Below are 16,883 nucleotides of genomic sequence, written 5' to 3'. Positions count from 1 at the left end.
GCCTTCCGGCGTGTATATACATCACTCTAAAGCCCCGAAATAGCAAGCGAATATCGGATTTTTCTCTGTAGAATTACCGCCGGATCATTCGCCTTCAAACTGTGAGTAATACACAATGCCCGAAAGCACGAAAACCACGCACGGCAGAGCCACGCCGTTGCCCCACATCTTATACTCCGCAGAATCGGAATACGGATCGGCAAGCCACTTTTTTATCTGCTTCGATGTCTTGGGCTTGCTGCCGGGAGCGGTTGCCATCCGCCAGGTCTCGAACACCTTGTACCAATAGTACAGTTCCTCATCGGACGGCTTTACCGTGCCGAGATCATCGCACCACCAGTCCGGGAAGCCCTGCAGCCTTGCGCACTCGGTTGGCGTGAGCCTACGGACGATATAATACGGTTCTTCCGATATGGTCGGCGGATCCTTGTAGTCCGTAGCGACCAGCGTGTTCGCCACATCCTCCTCGGCTTCCGTATGATAGGAATTCTTGCTCGTGGTATAGACGGGATGCGCCACCGCACCCGGTCCCTTCGCCACCATCGTAGGCTCGACTTCTTCCTCGACCGCGATCCCGAACTGCGCATTCTGCCCCATGTTATAGGTAGCTCTGTCGATGCCGTAAGCCACGCTGTGCTGCTCCGTTGCGTTCAGCGTAAAGCTGACGTTGTCCTCGGAGTATCCGCTGCCCTTATGGGACGGCCTTGCGCCGTTGCCCTCAAGAGCCACGACAGCCATGCCGCCCTGGTTGCAGGACGGATTGCCGCCGTTCGCATCCAGCGTCCGTGAAGTCTCCGCTTTGTATATCCCGCTGTGGGGATTGGAGGACTTCATGGCGTTGCTGTCCTTGGAGCAGATGCCGAACACGGACGGCACGAAAAGCGTCTGATCGTTGTTGCATCCGAGCGTTGCGGACTTATCGTCCTGGATGAGCGGTCCCTTGCCGCCGCCCTCGCAGCCGGAACGAATCTTCAGCGTTTTCGGCGTCTCCACCACGAAGGGCTGGTTATTGCCGCCCGTGCCGAAGGTGGAAAGGACGGTCTGCGCCACATCGAGCGGTCCCGTGTACCTGGAATCCTGCGAGTGGTTCTCAAATACAAGCGGAGGATGATGGCTTTCCGCACGGAGCGTGTTCGTCACATCCTCGGTCAAGTCCATCCGCTGCCCGCCCTGGTCGTTCAGGCAGAAAGTGCCTGTCTCTCCAAAGCCCTCGCCAGCATCAGCGGCAGCTCCTTGCCACGCGCGGAAGCCCTCCGCAGAATACCCAGACACGCCTTCTGACTCAAATAGTATTTTTCCGGCACTCCCGCCTGCAAAATCTGCGACAAGGTAGATGCGCTTTCTTCTCTGGGGAACTCCCCAATACTGAGCGTCAAGCACTCTCCAGGCAACGGAGTAACCGTCTCCCACGATGCTTCCCGCGCTCTGCCACTTCTTAGGCGAAGGGACAGATACGGTTTCGTCTGCGATGCGGCAGACGCTTTCGAGGACGCATTGGAAGTCCTCTCCTTTGTTTGAGGAGAATGCTCCGGGGACGTTCTCCCACACGATGTATCTTGGATATTTGCCATTGGTGGCGCACCTCATTTCCTTGATGATTCGGACGGCTTCATAAAAAAGGCCGGAGCGGTTGCCGTCCAGCCCTTCGCGCTTGCCCGCGATGCTCATGTCCTGGCAAGGCGAACCGAAAGTGATGATATCCACAGGCTCGATGCTCCCGCCGTCCATCCTGGAAACATCGCCGTAATGTTTCATAAAAGGCAGCCGTTTGGTGGTCACCCGAATAGGAAACGGCTCGATCTCCGATGCCCACACGGGAGCAATGCCGGAAATCAAGCCGCCCAAAGGAAAACCGCCGGAGCCGTCAAACAGGCTGCCGAGCGTCAGTTTATTCATCGGACACCTCCAGATCTGCGAAGGTGTATGTCTTGCCGTCCCTCTCCACGGAAACGCCGTCCGCAGAGCCGGCCTGCTCGATGTACCGCTTCACGATGACATCGCAGTATTTCTCGTCCAGTTCTATGGTGTAGCAGTCCCTGTCAGTCTGCTCACAGGCGATCAGCGTGGAGCCGCTGCCGCCGAACGGATCGAGGACGAGCGTGTTGCTCATAGAAGAATTCTGTATCGGGTACGCCAGGAGCGGTATGGGCTTCATGGTCGGATGATCCGTGTTCTTCTTGGTCTTTTCAAATTCCCATATCGTGGTCTGCTTGCGGTCGGCGTACCATTGGTGCTTGCCGCTTTTCTTCCATCCGTACAGACAAGGCTCATGCTGCCATTGGTACGGGCTTCTCCCAAGCACCAGGCTCGGCTTCTTCCAGATGCAGCAGCCGGAAAGATAGAATCCCGCATCTGCGAACGCCTTTCTGAAGTTCAGCCCCTCGGTATCCGCATGGAACACATAAATGGACGCATCGTCCGCCATGACCTTTTCGATATTGGAAAATGCATCGAAGAGGAACTGATAAAACTTCTCATCCGCAAGGTTGTCGTTCTTGATCTTCCCGGCAGTCCCTTCGTAGTTCACGTTATACGGAGGATCGGTCACCACAAGGTTTGCCTTCCGTCCCTGCATGAGCGTGTCGAAGGTTTCCGCTTTCGTGGAATCGCCGCATACAAGCCTGTGCCTTCCGAGCGTCCATACATCGCCGCTCTTGGAGAATGTGGGCTTTTCCAGTTCCGCATCCACATCAAAATCGTCCTCCTGCACATCCCCGTCTCTCTTGAACAGGTCGGACAGTTCCTTTTCGTCAAAGCCCGTGAGGGACAGGTCGAACGCCTCCGCCTGCAGAGCTTCGATCTCCACGCGCAGAAGTTCCTCGTCCCATCCGGCATCCATCGCCATTCGGTTGTCGGCGATGATATACGCTTTCTTCTGCGCTTCCGTCAGATGGTCGGCAAAGACACACGGTACTTCCGTTATGCCTTCCTCTTTCGCCGCAAGAATACGACCGTGGCCGGCGATAACGCCAAAGTCACGGTCGATGATGACGGGATTGATGAAGCCGAATTCCCGGAGGGAGGATCGCAGCTTGTTTATCTGTTCCGGGGAGTGGGTACGCGCGTTATTCACATACGGTACGAGTTTTCCAATCGGAACGAGTTGCATTTCACTCGTTGTCTTCATAACGCTTCACCGCCTCCCTCAATTCTCTGTATTTGTCGGTATGTTCCCAGGTGGGATAGCCATTTCCGAAATGCCCATATGCGGAGTAGTCCGCAAAGGAGCAGTTCCGCAGGCAGAACTCGTTGATGATCGCCGCCGGACGCATATTGAATACATCGTTCACAGCCTTGGCAATTACCTCATCGCTGACCTTTCCCGTTCCGAACGTATCGATCTGCACAGCCACAGGATCGGCTTTTCCGATGGCGTAGCTGATAGCGACCTGGCACTCCTTTGCCAAATCAGCGGACACGATGTTCTTTGCGATACACCTTGCCATGTACGCGCCGGAGCGGTCGACCTTCGTGGGGTCCTTGCCGGAGAACGCGCCGCCGCCATGAGCGCCGAGTCCGCCGTAGGTATCCACCATCAGTTTCCTGCCCGTCAGTCCCGTGTCAGCCTTGGGACCGCCCTCCACAAATCTGCCGGAGGGATTGACGAGAATTTCTGTATCGGCATCAAACGGGAACTTGGTAAATACGGGATGCAGCACCTCGGCGATGATTTCGCTCTTTAACACATCCAGGTCCTTATCCTTGTCGTGCTGAACGGATACCACGATGGTCTTTATGCGCTTCGGCTTTCCGTCCTCATACTCCACCGTGACCTGCGCCTTGCCGTCCGGCTTAATGCCGTGGATGAGGTTGTCGCGCCTTACCGTGTCCAGTCTTTTACATATTTTGTGTGAAAGAAGGAGCGGCAGGGGAATATACTCATTCGTCTCATTCGTGGCATAGCCGTAAACGGTACCCTGATCGCCCGCGCCCAGGTTGGCATAGCAGGAGGTATCGCCGTTCCTTGCTTCGATACTCATATCCACACCGCCAGCGATATCGCAGCTCTGCTTTCGGATAAACACATAGATGAGAAAGCCGTAAGGATTGTATCCGACCTTCTCCAATGCCCTGCGAACGATGTAACGGATATCCACGGGCTTCGAGCAGGTGATCTCACCCGCAACGATGATACGCCTTCCCGCCGCCATGACCTCGCAGGCTACGCGGGAGGACTTGTCTTTGTAAAGGCAGGTGTCCAGGATGCTGTCGGCGATGAAGTCACACAGCTTGTCGGGATGTCCTGCGCATACGCTTTCTGCTGTCTTATAAGTTTTCATGTCCATATCTCCATTCCTTTTATTTTCTGTTCCTTGCGCGGAGCAGCCGCTCCATCAGATCGTCCTGTGGGCTTGCGCCGTCATATTCCACGGAGCAGTTCTCACGCACGATTTGATAGATTTGGAACCAGTCCGCATTGACCTGTTTCTTGTAGTCGCGGCTCATGGACACATAAGGCGATGCGATGGCGTTCCCCGTGGTGGGATGCTTGGCGAGGTAACCAAACTCGGATATGGCCTCCTCACATTGAATCCACCGCGCCACGCTCATCGCATACTGCTCTATAAGCTGGTTGTTTACTAACATTTCACAGCCGCGGGCTTTGAGCCACAGCCACGTCTCTCTGAAAATCTCCTCGGCACACAGGTCGCTGCCGTTTTTCTGCTTTGCTTTGAGATAGTCCCTGACGGGAGGAACATCCTCGCCCTGGATATCCGCAGGTTCCGGCAGATCATCCGGCATCACCAGCGTTCCCTTTGCCGTGCCGTCCTGTATTTTGTCCACGAGCGGTTTCCTTTTCGGACCCGTTCCCGGTCTGGGACCGCCCCTGTTGGTACCGTCTTTTGCCACATTCTCACCTCCGATCTGCATTCGCCGGGTTAATACCCCGTTTGAATACGAAAATTTGCACACGAAGCCCCAGGCCGCTGTCCGCATAAAGGACCCGTAGAGATTTTGACCGCCCCTCCCGGTCAGCTTCTGATCTGCCTGTCGCCCATCTCAAGATGAATCTTGGTGTGGCAGGACTGACAAAGGCTCATCAGATTGCTTTCCCGATGATCGCCGCCCTGTGAGATTGGAAGGATGTGGTGTACCTCCTCCACGGGAGTCAGCCGTCCTTCCTTAAGGCACATCTCACACAAGGGATGCGCCGCAGCATAGCGGTCGCGGATTCTCTTCCAAGCCCTGCCGTACTTCTTGTTCGTGTCGGGACTGCGCGTGTGTTTGTTGTACTGCTGTGCGGCGAGTCTCTGATGTTCCTCGCAGTATTGACCGCCCTCGACAGCCAGCCGTGGACAGCCGCTTGCTGCGCAACCGCGCTGTGGTCTCCTCGGCATACAAATCACCTCGCTTTCCGGGCATAAGAAAAGCCCCGGAAGGATTACTCCTCCGAGGCTCATCTTGCTCTATTTTGCTATTGTAATCATACCATAGGTCAAGTATGCCAAACACCGGCATTTACTGCCAAAGACTGCCAACTTTCAATCCGGCACAGGAAAATGAGCGAGTGCGTTGCCGTGGATACGGAACGCAGTCCTTTCCGACACGTTCATCATGCTTTCGATCTCTTCCCAGGTGAATCCATCGATGTAACGGTAGCGGAGAAGAACCTGCTCCTCGTGGTTATCCAGCATATCAATCCGTGCGTTTATCTCGTCACGCAGCCTGATAAGGTATGCCACCTTTTCCTCCACGCTCCGCTGAATCTCGTCTATCTTTTCGAGACACCTGACGAAGGGAGCGTCTGTCGGACGGTTGGGACTGTGCGGCATTCCGTCAAATCTCGTGCCTGAGACGCTGCTCGATAAATCTCTCCAGTAGTCAATCTCACGCAGGCGGCAGTTAATGAGTGCGTCCAGGTGCCGCGCCTGGTTCAGATATTCTTTTGCGGTCATGCGTCCACCTCCATTTGCAGGGAGCGGATCAGCATCTCGCCGTCAACACTCGTTAATACGGAGAACCATCCGGAACGGAAAAACCTCTCGATTTCTTCCTTATCCGCAAAAGCCGTTTTATTTCTCGGATTGACCTTAAGGCACTTAAGCGCCACACGGTAATCCTTCACAGCCTGCAGAATGATGGCATTTGCAAGGTTCTCGTAATTTGTGATGTCGCTCATATGCGATACCTCCCTTTGTCGGAATCAGGCATCGATGCAATGGAGCGATGTATCTTTGTATCAGTGCAGGGAGCCGTTTACCACGGTTCGCACCTCATCCACCGAGCGCACCACCAAGGCAGTGCCGCCGGCTGCGAGGATTTTTCGGATTGTCGCTTCCTGGAGCTTCGTAGGCTTGCCGCTATCGGTCTTTACCTCAAATCCGAAGAAGTGTCCTCCAATGCAGGCAATGATATCGGGAATGCCCGCCGTCCCGTACATACCGCCGTGTTCTTTCCAGCAGAAGCACCCCGGCACGGTCTTAAGGTACTTCATGATTGCTTTTACAATGTCCGCTTCTTTCATCTGTTCCTAAAACCTCCGTATTTTCAACGCTTGGAACACATGGAACACGAGAAATCCTATTTTCATATATTTTTTGTGGTGGAAATTAAAGGTATATAAAAATATGTGTATTATATATGGGGAGATAGCATTTTGGTGTTCCTACGTGTTCTCGTGTTCCGAAGATGCTCGTGGAAAGGCTGCCGGGATTCATCATCCCAGCACCTCTCCGAGCCTTATCCCCATTAAAATGCGTCTTTTCGCCATGCGGTCGATGTCCCGTGTCACATCGGGGAACGCCGCCGTGATCTGCTGCACGAAGTTCTTCTGCGAGTACGGTTTCAGGCCGCATTCCTCGCAGTACCCCTTATATGCGTTGAACAGTTCCGTGGACCCGGCGCTATATTCAGCGTCCAGTTCACAGTAGTCCTTCACAAACGACAGCACGGAATCCGACTCCTCGCGGTACTGCTGCAGCTCGTCCGCATTGACCTGCGTTTCGGAGAACACATAGTGATTGTTCATCAGCCTGCGCAGCCCTTCTAAAGCAAACAGGAAAATGCCGTCCGCTTCCATGCGGAACTTCTCCAGCAGTTCAGGATCGCGCTTGTCCTGCGGCACGGTATGATTGAACCGTATGATGATGAGCCTGCGGTAAAAGCCCTCCGACTTATCGCCGTAGTTCTTCGGGATACTGTTGCAGGAGAACAGGAGTCTTGCGCTCGACTGGAACGAGAACGGATTCTTGTTCTTTTTCTCCACGGTCAGATAGTCCTCGCCTACAAGAGCCTTGAATATGCCGTTATCGTCAATGTTCTTCGTAGGCAGGTCGGCGAAGATGTTAGCCAGCTTGCCGAAAAGCTCCGCCGTCTTGAACCGCTCGTTCAGAGCCTGCCAGGATACATTGGACACGTTCTGCTTGCCGAGAAGCACATCGTTCAATACGCGCAGCAGCACCGACTTCCCGGCTGATGCCACTCCCACAATAACAAAGCACTTCTGCGCCGAGTTGACCGGGATGAGGAAATAGCCAAGCATCTCTTGAATCAGACCGACCTGTGCCATATCGCCGCCCATCGACTCCATGAGGAATTTCTTAAACAGCGGGCAGTCCGCTTTTTTGTCGTAGGTCACGTTCAGCTGCACCGTAGAGTAGTAATCCGGCGTGTGTTCCGTCAGCGTATCCTCCAACACGTTATATAAGCCGTTGCGGACGTTGATGATATAGGGATTTGCGTTCAGTTCACGGATGTCCCTCTGCACAAGGAGCCGCCACTGCTTCTCAGCGTCAACGATCTGCGACATCTTAGTCTCACGGATCAGCATCTTCTCCTGCACGAGTCTCTGCGCTTCCATCTCGGACATCTCGACATACACGCCTCCGCGGTAGCTGAAGTGCTGCTCCGCTGCATAGAACACCTGCTGCCCGTCCGACATATCCTTCGCAAGCACACCGGGCAGGAAACGCAGCCCCTTGTCGGTCGGCTCGTACCAGTCAGGGATCGCCGTACCCGCCTTGGCTCTCTTTGCATTCTTGCTTGCCTGGTACGCCTTGCTTGCATCCTTAAACACCTGGTTCAGTGATTTTAAGAACGATGCCTTCAGCTTGAAATGGTCGCGGATTTCGGAATTGATGATAACGTCAGCGGTCACCACGTCCTGGTTATACAGATAATCCGACACGAACTGCTTTGCGGCCTGCAGGTCTTTTATCGCCTCGCCCGTCACGGGGATGCCGTGCAGGATGTCGAGAAGATCGTCAGCGGACAACGGCTGATAGCACCACGCCGCAGGGGATTTCACCGGGCATTCGCCGGCCGCGAACTTCGGACACTTGAAGCCCTTTTCGCAGATGGTCTTGCAGGTGATGGGATTCGTCCCGCTCTCAAGGAAATGGTTAATCTTTTTCTGCGTATTGCCCTCGCTATATCCGGGATACGGAGCGGACAGGTCATGGATCATCTTCGTGCCGCCCTCAAAGGGAGCAAGATTCGTTATCATGGCATACCAGTCATGCTCCGAAAGGGACGCGGCGTCATCGCGGCAATGCTGCATGAAAACACACGATCGCATGACCTGATCGATGCCCTTTTCCGTGCCACTCTTTCGCTCCACGGGTACAAGGTCGACCTCCGGCAGTACGTCCGACAGCTGATCCTGCGTGTATTTGCGTTCGGGATGGAAACTGACGCAGGTCACCTCCACGGGAGTGTCCTTCTTGCAGTGCATGAAACCGGGAAGGCGCATGACCCTCGACTCATTCACGCACATCGGATCACCGTCAAAATGCTTTACAAGCTGCGTCTGTATCATGCGGAAACGCTCCACCTTGGCGGTCGAATCCATGAACCAGTACACATGGTAGGATTTCTGTGTTTTCATAATCATGGACGGAGGGAGCGGGAACGCATCGATCTTTTTTTGCTGCTCGTCAAAGCTGTCGTTGTCCATTTCCACGAACTGCGCATTGATCCTCGTAATGGAATCATCGTCCTGCCCGCCGTAGTTGACCACAAAGAAGATGCCGCGGTTCATGGCATTGTGGTTCTTGAGCGTTTCTTCTATGCTTTTGTACTTCCCGCATTCGCAGGAAAGCTTCGAACCCTGGAACACGCCGCCCTTCTTATCGTCAAAGACGCGGAAGCAGACGGTATCGGTCGGATTAAAGAGAGAACCGAGTACATCGGTCACCGTTACGTTCATGCGCCCACCTCCTCAAAATATCTGATCTGCTTCTTCAGCCGTTTTGCCTCCTCGATCTCCTGTGCGACACCCGGCGATATAGCGCCGAACACCCACACCTCATCGCACATCCGAAGGAGCGCAAGTCCGAACAGAAGGCCAAGATCCCGTTCATTGGGATCGTTATCGTTAAGTATCTGCGGATACAGAAGATGGCTCGCCACCGGCATATAGCCCTCGTCTATCACACGGCGGCAGTATGTGATCGCCGCCGCGACATTCGTATCCACATCGCCCGCGTATCTGGAAGCCACATATATCTTCCTGCGGTTCTTGTCGGCATAGCGTTTTTTCTGCTTTTGCCGGTATTCCTTCATTATCTGGCTCATCGCCGACCCTGCGGTCGGATCGGCGTAGCCTTCGCTGTTTTTATACATACATCAGTCCTCCAGTTCTTCCATCATTCCAAAGGTCGGTCCCGCGGACGCTTCCGCAATCAGCGGAAGGTCAAACTCCGGGAAGGGCTTTTCTTCCATGCAGGCACGGATAAAAGCCACCGCTTCCGACAGCCTGTCCTCCGGGATAATGAAAGTCAGTTCATCGTGTATCTGAAGGATGGGCTTGAGCCATTCCCGCTCCGGCAGTCCGGCAAGTATCCTCGTGATGGCAAGCTTCAGAATATCCGCAGCCGTCCCCTGAATAGGCGTGTTTAGAGCGCACCGCTCCGCAAACGACTTCTGTCCCCAATTATCCGAGGTGATGCCGGGGAGGTACCTGCGCCGTCCGAGCCAGGTTTCGGAATACATACGCCTTGCGGCTTCTGCCTTCGTCTCTTCCTGCCACGCGGTCAGGCCCTTGTATCCGTGCTTGAGGTTGAAAAGTATCTCCTCACACTCACTCACGGATTTTTCAACCCCCGCCTTGAACTTCAGCGTCTTTTGCAGCCCTCGCGGGAACAGCCCGTAGAATGTGCCGAAGTTCACGTTCTTGGCAATCGTCCTATGTTCCTTATAATTTTCCGAATGCTTGTCCTGGGCGTCCTCGTAGCTCACGCCGAAAATGACACTGGTCGTGGCGGCGTGGATATCGCCGTTTTTGCGGTAGGTGTCCATCATCACCTCATCACGGCAGTAGAACGCGCCCACGCGCAGTTCGATCTGCGAAAAGTCAAGCGAGAGGATAAGGCATCCCTCCGGCGCTTTTATAAAATTGCGGACGCCGATAGGATCGTTAGTCTTCCTGGGCATATTCTGTGCGTTCGGATTGCGGCAGTTCATCCTGCCCGTATCCGTTGAAAGAGCGAACAGTTCCGGATGGATGCAGCCTGTCACGGGATTTAAGTATTTCAAGTACCCGTCGATATAGGTTGACTTGATCTTGCCCCACTTGCGGTACTCCTGCACCAGCGTGAATAGCCCCGACAGTTCCGGACGGTTCTCATCGCACCACTCCTTGAGGAGCGTCATCGTCATATCGTCAGCCGCCTCGCGGTTGGTTTCCGTGGTCTTCAAAATGGGCAGCCCCAGGTCTTTATACAGATAGTTCTTGAACGCCTGCGTGGAGCAGTTCGCGCCGATGTTCACATCGCCGATGATGAACTCAATCTCCCTGCGGATGCGTTCCATCTCGTTTTCAGCCTCTGCCTTGCGCTCCCGCATGAGCGGGAGGTTGACCGGGATGCCGTTTGTTTTCATGATGCCGAGGTACACGGCGGTCGGGCTTTCGATCTCCTCCACGATGTACCTGTGTTTCGGAAGGAAGCGGTCGAACCAGTCGTTGAACTTGTGATAGAGCCGAAGAGCAAAATCGGAGTCAGCGGAACCGTAGCGGACGGTCTCCTCGTCCTGCGCGTCCAGTTCATCAAAGTGCTTTCCGTCCGTGACGCTCGAAAACGAAGGGAGCGGTTCTCCAAACAGTTCCTCCGCCAGCCGTTTCAGACCGCTCTCGTTCAGCTTGCGGAACTCGTATATGCTTTTAAGGCTCATCTGTGACGCGCATATCGTGTCATACACGGGAGCCTGGATCACAATGCCTCTCGCATACGCCATCGAAGATTCAAAGGCGATGTTGTGGGCAATCTTTATGGTTGTCGTATTCATGAGGAACGCCGTAAGAAATGCGAAAAAGGCATCCCTGTCTATATTGGTGCCGACACGATGGGCAATCGGAACATAGATGCCCGTACCTTCCTTGACGGAGAAGGAACATCCGACAATATGCGCCCTTGCGGGATCGAGAGCCGCCTTGTCCTCCTCGCGGTACGGATCATCGGGAGCAGTCTCGAAGTCGAAAGCGACAATACGGCTGCCTCCGATGTAATCCTCTATCCCGTCCACCGTGGTCACACATTTATATTCTGTATTCATGCGTAATCACTCCTATGGGAAATACCCGGAGGAGCGTTACACCCCTCCGGGCTTTCGTGTGTTTTACTTCAAAGGTTCGATGATTTCTCCCGTTTCGGGATCGACAAGTGGCTCATCGTCAATGAGGGACGCCGGAGTAAGGTTCGCGGCATACGCCTTGACCGTTTCCGATACGCCCGCGACAGCCGTACGCTCCTCGGCGGTCAGCATACGCTCGAAAGCAAATACCGCCTGTGAGAACGCGATACCAGATGCGTTGGTGGCCTTCTTCAGCGTGATCTTCGTTACCACCTGGTTCAGCTTGCGCCCGCGGGAAAGCTGGCTCTTCACATAGTTCGTGAAGGACTTGAGCGACCCGGTCGGCAGGGAAAGCGTGATGGGGAACAGTTCTCCCTCACGCAGAATGTAGAGCATACGCTTGTTCTTGCACAGCTTGCTCTGACCCTCGCCGCTGCCGAACTTGTTATACGGACAGTTCTGGCAGTTCCCGCCGGGAGTGCCGATGCCTGTTACGCCGTCAAAAGAGCCGCAATCGGGAGGATTGTTCCCGCCTGTGTACTTGTCGTGGTAGTAGGCGTAAGCCGGATGGTTGTAAACGATGACGCCGGTGATGTCTTTCGCCATCTCGGACTCATCGCTCTCAGCGGATGGAATCTCAAATGCCGTGCCGCCGCCAGCAGGCAGCTTCACACGGTCAAAGGAAAACTCAAGCCCCTGGCAATCGTCTGCCATAGCCTCGTTCAGTACGTCTCTGTTCGCAAGTGCAGCGAAACCCTCGTTCACTGCGATTTCAGTGTTCTTCTTATCTGACATGATCTATGTCCTCCTATGAAATGAAATAAGTTGTGGTTTTTGCATTGGTGCAGTGAATCGGTGTTCCTACGACTTGCGGATGCCGACCGACACTTTTTCGTAAGTACTGACGGTATCGCCGAGCCATGCCGGGACGTCCTCGCCCGTGGCTTCCCGCTGCTCCTTGATGAAGGATGCGAGTGTGTTTGCGTTGACCGTCTCCACGACCAGGCTGCCGTATCCGTTTTCTTTCAGAGCCTGCATCATCTCGTCCTTGCGGCCGGATGCCGGGGACGCGAACAATCTGCTCTTCAGATAGAACGTGCTGCCGTTACGGGAGAAGCGGTCAAGTTCGGCTTCTGTCATTGCATCGGAGAGCTGCTCGTCCAACTCGGCGATCTCCGCAGCCAGAGCCTTGGTCTGTGCTTCGAGGTCCTTCTTCTGTTCCTGCAGAGTCTTGAGCCTGTCAGCCATTTCAAAGATTTGTGTGTTCTCCATCGGTGACTACCTCCTTTCACTTACTACCGAGGAATTCAACCCCCTGTGTGAAAGGTCAGTTCTTAAAGGGATTCCTGCCCTTGCGGTAATCGTCCACGAGCATTTTTGCGAGGTTCATTTTCTGCCGGAGCGCGTATAAGACCTTGCGGTCGACCGTACCCCTGCACACGAGGTAGATGTAGTGGCAGTTCTCTTTCTGACCCGCCCTGTGGATGCGCGCCTTCGCCTGTTCAAAATTGCTCATACTGTAATCGAGGGAATAAAAGACCATTGTGGATGCCGCCGTGAGCGTGATGCCGAGTCCGGCAGCCGCAATCTGTCCCACAAATACACGGCACCTATCGTCATACTGAAAACGGTGGATTTCATTGTCTCGGTCCTTCACGCCGCCGCGAACCACGGCATAGCCGATTTTTTTCTTTTCAAGAAGCTCCTGGATATCGTCCAGTTCGGGCACGAAACGAGCCATGATGACGAGCTTCTTATCCTCTGCCATAGCGGAATCGATAATATCGGAAAGAGCGTCCAGCTTAGCTCGGCTCACGGTATTGACCACGCCATCGTCATCGGTAAGGTGTCCGCCCGTGATCTGCGACAGGCGCAGAAGCCTTGTGAGAATGTTCGCCGTGGTCACCTCCGACTCGTCCAGTTCGGCATAGCTTTCATCCTCGATGCTGTCGTACAGTTTTATGGCGTCCTTCTCCAAGTCCACGGTGCGGACTTCCTCGGTGATCGCCGGAAGGTCGAGGCACTCCGCTTTCGTCACGCGGTACGCAACGGAATGGAGCCGTTTCAAAAAATCGTCCGTCATCCATTTGCGGAAGATCGGCGTGTGGTTGCCGTAGCCGCCCATGTCAAAATACTGGTTGCGGAATGCGTAAAACGATGTGCCGAATATCTGCGGATTAAGGAAACGGTACTGCGAGAACACGTCCAGTTCGCGGTTCGTGATGACCGTACCCGTGAGGAGCAGCTTGAACCTTGCCTTGTCTCCAAGGGTATGGAGTCCCTTGCTCTGCTTGCTGCGGTTCTCTTTTAGTTTGTGTGCCTCGTCCGCTATGATCAGGTCGGCGTTATATGCCAGCAGTTCCTTTTCGAGACGCCATGCCGATTCGTAATTTACGACCACGACCTGCAAGCCCTCGTCCGGCAGCTTTGTCAGCTGCTCCTTCTTCTTTGCGACAGTTCCCTTGAGAATCGTCAGCGAATACGGGAAATCAGCGAACTTATCAAATTCCTCCTCCCATACGCCGAGGATGGAAAGCGGCGCTACCACCAGCACACGGTTGACCTTCCCGTACTGGTACATACATCCCGCCACGGCGATGCTCACTATCGTCTTGCCGGTACCCATCTCCATCAAAAGCGCCGTGCCTCGGCTTTTAAGACGCTCGTCAAATACACCGAACTTATCGCAGGCGAATGCAAACGCCTTTTTCTGATGGTCATACGGAGCCGCCTTGATCGGCATCATCAGTTCGATGTTCTCATTCATTGCCGTCACCTCGCATTTCCTTGATCTCGATGCCTTGCACGGTTTCACCTGGCGTCAGCACGAGAACCTCGCAAAATTCTCCGAAGAGAAAGGTGAGCAGCCTTTTCGGAATGCTCCTGTGTTCGCTCTGCAGGACTTCCTGCTTTTTGCCGCTTTTGTCAGCGATATTGATTCGTACTTTGTGTTTTAATCTCATAGGTTCGTCCTCCTGTTCCTGATCTGCATTGCTGCGGAGGATGGATGTATTTCCTTCCTCACTCACTACCGGGAAATTCAACCCTCCGAAGAGGTGCGGCCGGGGAGGACTCCGACCGCCATATCTGCCGCCGCTCATGGCTCAGTCCTTCTTCGGGTACTTGTGGCGTTTCACGCGCTCGACCCCGAAGGACTTAGCGACCTTATCGATGATCTTGTTCTTGCGGTTCGTCATCGCCGCGGAGGACGGCAGCTTTCCCGTCTGCTCGGCTTCAGCCTGGCGCATCTCCTCAAGCGGAGTACCCTTGCCGAAATGCTCGAAGAAGAAGTCCTGCTGCGACTCCGTGCATTCCTCATCAATGACGCGGCGCGCCTGCTCCGCCTGGGGATTCTCTGGCTCCGGCTCGGCAAACAAAGTGTCTTCCGGACTGCCGCTCTTGTCGGCAAGCGTGTCCCAGGGATCGACCGCATCCTCGTTGTCGGGATCGGCCTTGTAACTGTTGACCTTGGCATCAAACAGGGGATCGCGCAGTTCGCCCTCGTAGCGATCCTGCAAATCCATGTCGTGGTCGGACTCATCAAGCATGATGGTCAGTTCGAGCGACAGGTCTTTGCCGACCTCAAGTCTCTGCGTAACCACACACTTTGCGTCATCGTCCCAGCGTTCGTAGCAGTAATACTTGCCGTCTGCCGTCAGATAACAGGTACGGTTGGGATTGAACCCACTCTTGCGTTTCTTTGTTTCGTTGCTCTTCATTGCAGTGTCCTTTCCGTCCGAGCGGTACGGAGGGACACAAAAGAGCCTGTGGTTGAAGATGACCACAGGCTCCGATAGCCGAAAAAAGGCGCACGAAACTACGGTGGGAGCATCTTCGTTCCAAACACAGCCGTCATCGCTGTGTTCCGAACTCTTATGCATCCCTCCGTCCTTATAGCGCTATTCGGACTAAGAGATTGATTTTGCCGCCACCATCGGCAGCATCTTTATTGTACTCTGCAAGAAAGAGTAAGAAAATTTCACAAGAAAGCCCATTATTTTTTACATCTAATGTAATGAGTACATCTTGTTTTTCCCATTATTTTTGTGTATAATAAGAGAAAAGGGCTCCCAAACGGGAACCCTAACGCTGTCAAAAATAATGGTTTCTGTAAATACTGAGTCTGTTTTAGATAGCCCCACGGAAAGGAAAATGTCGTTATGGACGAAAAAATATCTGGAATTTCAATAAAAACAATGTTTCAGCACGAGGGATACGGCTGTCTATGTGCAAAAGATACGGTAAATACTTCTCCCGATGAGGCTCCGACTGTTACCCTCAAGGTTTGCCCCGATACAAGTACACAGCTATTGTTCTCCTATGCGCCGAAAGACGGTTTGAATATGACAGGTGTTGCCGGCGGCATTCATGAGAAAAACATTCTGGGTAAGCTGCTCGCCCTTCCAAAGGGAGACATAGACAAGCATATCGAGTTTATTGAAAAATATGGTTTCTTATATCCATTGCCGGAAAATGAGTACACGGCCATTGAAGCAAGCGACCTCATGGAGATAATCAACAGAATTAAATCCACCATAAGGCTATACAGTTACATCAACAAAAAAGACTACCGTGGAGTCCTCATTCATGTGGTTTATCTGCTTTACGCTCCCGTGACTGAACTACGCATAGGTGATGATGTTTTTTCAACTTGTACCCATCGTTTCAAAAGTCTGCTTGACTCCTATAACCTTTTCCCGGATTTGAGTAGGGAGCCGGAGGTGGCAGCAAACGGAACGTACTCTGTAGACGATGCATTTCTCGGAAAGAAAAATGCTGTCGACATCAGTTTTTATAACGCTGTGAGAAGTAGCTCAGATACGAATCTGCAAGGCAGCAAAGACCCATGGTTTAAGAACTTAATGGCAATGTACATAGGATGTAAGGACGTGGACGAAGAGACCCGCTTCCTTATAGATTTCTTTTATCATCTCCAAACGGAAGTATCTGTTATAAAAGAAGTCCATTTCGGTGGTTTCAAGTCATATACGACATTCAGCGAGGACGCGCTTGACGATTCTTTCAAGAATGCTCTGCTGAAGATTGCAAGAATTGTCGTGGCAGAGGAGATCAACCACAACATTCGCGGCATTCATCCGAAGTATAACGGTGGGAAGCTGACCGCTACATGGCAGGTCGATACGCTTATCGAAGCTCTTTATTTTTCAATTTTCTATATGAGAAATGGAGAAATGTATAAAGAATGCGAAAATCCGAATTGTAAGAGAGATAGGTTTTTCCTGGTAGAAGCGACCAGAACGAATAAACACTACTGTTGCGAACAGTGCAGAAATGCAGCCGGTGCGCAACGATACCGAAATCGCCAGTTATAAACGGGCAAAAAAATAAGGCTCTACCTCTCATTAGTTGAA

Annotated in this window: 17 protein-coding genes; 1 reads left to right on the top strand and 16 read right to left on the bottom strand. The window is 53.3% G+C overall.

From position 1 onward, the window contains the following. Positions 1 to 84: 84 nt before the first annotated feature. The 16 genes from G340_RS0106965 to G340_RS0106890 form a co-directional block, all read right to left on the bottom strand. Positions 85 to 1,896 (bottom strand): DNA cytosine methyltransferase, encoded by a 1,812-nt coding sequence (locus G340_RS0106965; RefSeq protein WP_020072937.1) that lies wholly within the window; start codon positions 1,894 to 1,896, stop codon positions 85 to 87. After that, the gene (locus G340_RS0106960; protein WP_020072936.1) at positions 1,889 to 3,127 is read right to left on the bottom strand and encodes a site-specific DNA-methyltransferase; all 1,239 of its coding nucleotides are present in this window, start codon (positions 3,125 to 3,127) and stop codon (positions 1,889 to 1,891) included. Before G340_RS0106960 ends, G340_RS0106965 begins: the two co-directional genes overlap by 8 nt. After that, entirely contained in the window at positions 3,111 to 4,286 is a 1,176-nt protein-coding gene (metK, locus tag G340_RS0106955; protein WP_020072935.1) for a methionine adenosyltransferase, read from the bottom strand. The genes G340_RS0106960 and metK overlap by 17 nt, the downstream gene beginning before the upstream one ends. 13 nt (positions 4,287 to 4,299) lie before the next feature. Continuing rightward, complete coding sequence (locus G340_RS0106950) at positions 4,300 to 4,851, bottom strand: P27 family phage terminase small subunit (protein WP_027103898.1); 552 nt, start codon at positions 4,849 to 4,851, stop codon at positions 4,300 to 4,302. A gap of 122 nt (positions 4,852 to 4,973) precedes the next feature. Then, entirely contained in the window at positions 4,974 to 5,339 is a 366-nt protein-coding gene (locus tag G340_RS0106945) for an HNH endonuclease (RefSeq protein WP_020072933.1), read from the bottom strand. Positions 5,340 to 5,483: 144 nt separating this feature from the next. After that, positions 5,484 to 5,897, bottom strand: a complete 414-nt coding sequence (locus tag G340_RS0106940; RefSeq protein ID WP_020072932.1) for a DUF1492 domain-containing protein — start codon at positions 5,895 to 5,897, stop codon at positions 5,484 to 5,486. Next, positions 5,894 to 6,121: a hypothetical protein gene (locus G340_RS0106935; protein WP_020072931.1), complete on the bottom strand. Its 228-nt coding sequence runs from the start codon at positions 6,119 to 6,121 to the stop codon at positions 5,894 to 5,896. Before G340_RS0106935 ends, G340_RS0106940 begins: the two co-directional genes overlap by 4 nt. A 60-nt stretch (positions 6,122 to 6,181) precedes the next feature. Beyond that, on the bottom strand, positions 6,182 to 6,466 hold the full coding sequence (locus tag G340_RS0106930; protein WP_020072930.1) for a VRR-NUC domain-containing protein: 285 nt from the start codon (positions 6,464 to 6,466) through the stop codon (positions 6,182 to 6,184). 192 nt (positions 6,467 to 6,658) lie between these two features. Further along, the gene (locus G340_RS0106925) at positions 6,659 to 9,148 is read right to left on the bottom strand and encodes a phage/plasmid primase, P4 family (RefSeq protein WP_020072929.1); all 2,490 of its coding nucleotides are present in this window, start codon (positions 9,146 to 9,148) and stop codon (positions 6,659 to 6,661) included. After that, entirely contained in the window at positions 9,145 to 9,564 is a 420-nt protein-coding gene (locus G340_RS0106920; protein ID WP_020072928.1) for a DUF7768 domain-containing protein, read from the bottom strand. Before G340_RS0106920 ends, G340_RS0106925 begins: the two co-directional genes overlap by 4 nt. Positions 9,565 to 9,567: 3 nt before the next feature. Beyond that, on the bottom strand, positions 9,568 to 11,493 hold the full coding sequence (locus tag G340_RS0106915; protein WP_020072927.1) for a bifunctional 3'-5' exonuclease/DNA polymerase: 1,926 nt from the start codon (positions 11,491 to 11,493) through the stop codon (positions 9,568 to 9,570). 63 nt (positions 11,494 to 11,556) lie between these two features. Next, complete coding sequence (locus tag G340_RS0106910) at positions 11,557 to 12,306, bottom strand: hypothetical protein (protein WP_020072926.1); 750 nt, start codon at positions 12,304 to 12,306, stop codon at positions 11,557 to 11,559. 66 nt (positions 12,307 to 12,372) lie between these two features. Then, a complete protein-coding gene (locus tag G340_RS0106905) occupies positions 12,373 to 12,783 on the bottom strand; it encodes a gp33 family protein (RefSeq protein WP_020072925.1) in 411 nt (136 codons plus the stop codon). A gap of 55 nt (positions 12,784 to 12,838) precedes the next feature. After that, positions 12,839 to 14,278: a DEAD/DEAH box helicase gene (locus tag G340_RS0106900; RefSeq protein ID WP_020072924.1), complete on the bottom strand. Its 1,440-nt coding sequence runs from the start codon at positions 14,276 to 14,278 to the stop codon at positions 12,839 to 12,841. Further along, positions 14,271 to 14,612: a hypothetical protein gene (locus G340_RS18425; RefSeq protein ID WP_326522345.1), complete on the bottom strand. Its 342-nt coding sequence runs from the start codon at positions 14,610 to 14,612 to the stop codon at positions 14,271 to 14,273. The genes G340_RS0106900 and G340_RS18425 overlap by 8 nt, the downstream gene beginning before the upstream one ends. 3 nt (positions 14,613 to 14,615) lie before the next feature. Next, the gene (locus G340_RS0106890; protein ID WP_154653122.1) at positions 14,616 to 15,392 is read right to left on the bottom strand and encodes a hypothetical protein; all 777 of its coding nucleotides are present in this window, start codon (positions 15,390 to 15,392) and stop codon (positions 14,616 to 14,618) included. 279 nt (positions 15,393 to 15,671) lie between these two features. On the opposite strand from G340_RS0106890, the gene G340_RS0106885 reads away from it, so the two are divergent. Next, positions 15,672 to 16,844 carry a hypothetical protein gene (locus G340_RS0106885; RefSeq protein WP_020072921.1) on the top strand — a complete coding sequence of 391 codons (1,173 nt, stop codon included), beginning with the start codon at positions 15,672 to 15,674 and terminating at the stop codon, positions 16,842 to 16,844. Positions 16,845 to 16,883: the final 39 nt, after the last annotated feature.

The organism is Faecalispora sporosphaeroides DSM 1294, from assembly GCA_000383295.1.
GTDB lineage: Bacteria > Bacillota > Clostridia > Oscillospirales > Acutalibacteraceae > Faecalispora > Faecalispora sporosphaeroides.
The sequence above is the reverse complement of the archived record's forward strand: the minus strand, read 5'-3'. Positions and strand labels throughout refer to the sequence as shown.